The sequence below is a fragment of the Nocardia sp. NPDC058497 genome, assembly GCF_042720195.1.
Taxonomy (GTDB): domain Bacteria; phylum Actinomycetota; class Actinomycetes; order Mycobacteriales; family Mycobacteriaceae; genus Nocardia.
Genome location: NZ_JBHXMY010000693.1, coordinates 1 through 2,845, shown reverse-complemented (window position 1 = coordinate 2,845; position 2,845 = coordinate 1). Strand labels below are relative to the sequence as shown.

General features: G+C 69.5%; 1 protein-coding gene. It reads left to right on the top strand.

Going from position 1 to position 2,845, the window contains the following annotated elements:
* The first annotated feature begins 24 nt into the window (after positions 1-24).
* Positions 25-2,757 (top strand): DNA polymerase I, encoded by a 2,733-nt coding sequence (gene polA / locus ACFWPJ_RS29620; protein WP_378856330.1) that lies wholly within the window; start codon positions 25-27, stop codon positions 2,755-2,757.
* The last annotated feature ends 88 nt before the right edge of the window (positions 2,758-2,845 follow it).

The window sequence follows — 2,845 nt, the reverse complement described above, 5'->3', positions numbered from 1 at the left end:
GTGGTGGTCCCTACACTCATCCGGGTGAGTTCACCGACGACTGCGCAGGCATCGACAACGACCACCGATTCGGGCGGTGAGCGGCCGACGCTGCTGCTCCTGGACGGGCACTCGCTGGCCTACCGCGCGTTCTTCGCGCTACCGGCGGAGAACTTCAAAACCGTCACCGGGCAGACCACCAACGCGGTGTACGGGTTCACCTCGATGCTCATCAATCTGCTGCGCGACGAGAAGCCCAGCCATGTGGCCGCGGCGTTCGACGTGTCCCGCAAGACCTTCCGCACCGAGGCCTACCCGGAGTACAAGGCCAACCGCAGCGCGACGCCCGACGAGTTCCGCGGCCAGGTCGAGCTCACCAAGGACGTGCTCGGCGCCCTCGGCATTCCCGTGATGGCGATCGACGGCTACGAGGCCGACGACGTGATCGCCACGCTCACCACCCAGGCCGTCGCCCAGGGGTACCGGGTCTTCATCGTCACCGGTGACCGCGACGCCATCCAGCTGGTCAACGACGACGTCACCGTCCTCTACCCGCGCAAGGGCGTCTCCGATCTCACCCGGTTCACCCCGGCCGAGGTGGAGACCAAGTACGGCCTCACCCCCGCCCAGTACCCGGACTACGCGGCGCTGCGCGGCGACCCGAGCGACAACCTGCCCGGCATCCCCGGCGTCGGCGAGAAGACCGCCGCCAAGTGGATCCGCGAATACGGCGACCTGGCCACCCTCGTCGACAAGGTCGACCAGGTGAAGGGCAAGGTCGGCGACGCGCTGCGCGCCAACCTGTCCAGCGTCGTGCTCAACCGCCAGCTCACCGAGATGGTGCGCGAGGTGCCGCTGCCCTACACCCCCGACCAGCTGGCGCAGGCGCCGTGGGACCGGGAGAAGATCCACCAGCTCTTCGACGACCTGGAATTCCGGGTGCTGCGCGACCGGCTCTTCGAGACCCTCGGCTCCGCCGAGCCCGAGGCCGAATCCGGCTTCGAGATCAGCGGTGGCGCCCTCGACCAGGGCGCGGTGGCCGACTGGCTGGCCGAGCACGCGAAAGCCGGTGTGCGCCAAGGTCTGTCGGTGGTCGGCACCGGCACCCCGGTGCACGGCGACGCCCGTGCGATCGCCATCGCCGCCGGTGACGGCGAAGGCGGCTACATCGACCTCACCGTGCTCACCCCCGAGGACGAGGCGGCGCTGGGCGCCTGGCTGGCCGACCCGGCCGTGCCCAAGGCGCTGCACGAGGCCAAGGCCGCCGGCCACGCGCTGCGCGGTCGCGGCTTCACCCTGGCCGGCCTCACCACCGATACCGCGCTGGCGGCCTACCTGGTCCGGCCCGGCCAGCGCAGCTTCAACCTCGACGATCTGTCCCTGCGCTACCTCAAGCGCGAACTGCGCGTGGAGACCGGCGACACGGGTCAGCTCTCGCTGCTCGACGACGAGGACACCGTCGCCGCCGAGACCGCGCGCCAGGAGATGCTGCGCGCCCGCGCGGTCGCCGACCTCGCCGACGCGCTCGACACCGAGCTGGCCGCGATCGAGTCGACCGCCCTGCTCGACGAGATGGAGCTGCCGCTGCTCGGCGTGCTCGGCCAGCTCGAAGAGGCGGGCATCGCCGTCGACGTGGCCCAGCTCGAGTCGCTGCAGCGCCAGTTCGCCGACCGGGTCGCCGAGGCGGCGAACTCGGCGTACGAGGTGATCGGCAAGCAGATCAACCTCGGCTCGCCCAAACAGCTGCAGGTGGTGCTGTTCGACGAGCTCGACATGCCCAAGACCAAGCGCACCAAGACCGGCTACACCACCGACGCCGACGCGCTGGAGTCGCTGTTCGAGAAGACCGGCCACGCCTTCCTCGAGCACCTGCTCGCGCACCGCGACGCGACCAGGCTGAAGGTGACCGTCGACGGCCTGCTCAAGTCGGTCGCCGACGACGGCCGCGTGCACACCACCTTCAACCAGACCATCGCCGCCACCGGCAGGCTCTCCTCGACCGAGCCGAACCTGCAGAACATCCCGATCCGCACCGACACGGGCCGCCAGATCCGCGACACCTTCGTCGTCGGCCCCGGCTACACCGAGCTGATGACCGCCGACTACAGCCAGATCGAGATGCGGATCATGGCGCACCTGTCCGGCGACGAGGGCCTGATCGAGGCGTTCAACTCCGGCGAGGACCTGCACACCTTCGTCGCGTCCAAGGCCTTCGACATCCCGCTGTCGGAGGTGAACCCGGAGATGCGCCGCCGGATCAAGGCCATGTCCTACGGTCTGGCCTACGGGCTGAGCTCCTACGGCCTCTCGGCCCAGCTGAAGATCAGCACCGCCGAGGCCAAGGAGCAGATGGACGTCTACTTCGACCGCTTCGGCGGCATCCGCGACTACCTGGCCGAGGTCGTCGAGCAGGCCCGCAAGGTCGGCTACACCCAAACCCTGTTCGGCCGCCGCCGCTACCTGCCCGACCTGGATTCCAGCAACCGCCAGCGCCGCGAGGCCGCCGAGCGCATGGCCCTCAACGCCCCCATCCAGGGCACCGCCGCCGACATCATCAAGGTCGCCATGATCAACGTGCAGAACGCGATGCGCGAGGCGGGCCTGCGCTCGCGCATGCTCCTGCAGATCCACGACGAACTCGTCTTCGAGGTCGCCGACGGCGAACGTGAAGCTCTGGAATCCCTTGCCCGCGAACAGATGTCCTCGGCTATCGAACTCTCGGTCCCGCTGACCGTCTCGGTCGGCACCGGCCGCAGCTGGGATTCGGCGGCGCACTGACACCCTGAGTAGCAGCCACCCGGACCGAGCGTCCGGATGGCCGCCGCGCCGGCTTCGCTGAGCCCCGATGCTACGCGCAGGCCTGGCA